1 protein-coding gene is annotated in these 742 nt (G+C 38.3%); it reads right to left on the bottom strand.

Going from position 1 to position 742, the window contains the following annotated elements; genetic code table 11:
- On the bottom strand, window positions 1-742 hold a 742-nt coding region (locus ACFIK8_RS11280), incomplete at both ends, for a TonB-dependent receptor domain-containing protein (RefSeq protein WP_375669478.1).

The following is a 742-nucleotide window of genomic DNA, read 5'->3' on the forward strand; positions in this document are numbered from 1 at the left end:
TTATATCCCGGAATTTTTTGATAATCAGATTCCTTAGCAACTTTATCACGTTTAGCAGAGGAAGTAAGCACAACATCTGCTCCCCAGGTTTCTTTTGCATATCCTAATCCGATAATCGCTTTCAAAGCTGGAATTGAGTTAAGATATTCATCTTTTTCAAGATCTTTTCCTTGCGAATAGGCAAGGGCAAAATTGCTATGAAAACCCTTATTAAGAGTTAAATGCGCTCTTGTTTCAATGCCAAAAATACGCACGCGTGAAAGATTTACATAATATCGACGTGCAAATCTAAACTCCTCGGATGGTCCTTTATCCACGGTAGTTATAAAATTTTTATATTGATTGATAAAGGCACTGAGTGAGCCACCGAAATTGACATTCCCATATTGTATGCCAATATCATATCCATTGCTCCCTTCTGACTTAAGGTCAGGATTTCCCTTCACATAATAAAGAGGGGGTTTGATGTAGGAGAGGTAGAGTTCTGAAACACGTGGTGCACGAAAAGCTTGTGCCCATTGAGCATAAAATGTTACTTGATCACGAAAATCCCACTCCATCCGTAATTTAGGAGAAAAACGCGAACCGCTTCTTTCTGAAGGGTATTTATTAGAAATGAGAGCTTTCTCATAGGAGGGTGTTTTTTGAGGAGTATGCTTATACCAATCATAACGAACTCCAGGCGTTACACGGAAACGATTATCAGCAAAACTAATTTCATTTTCGAAAGCAAAACCAAAAC

The organism is Bartonella sp. MR168JLCBS (genome assembly GCF_042194175.1).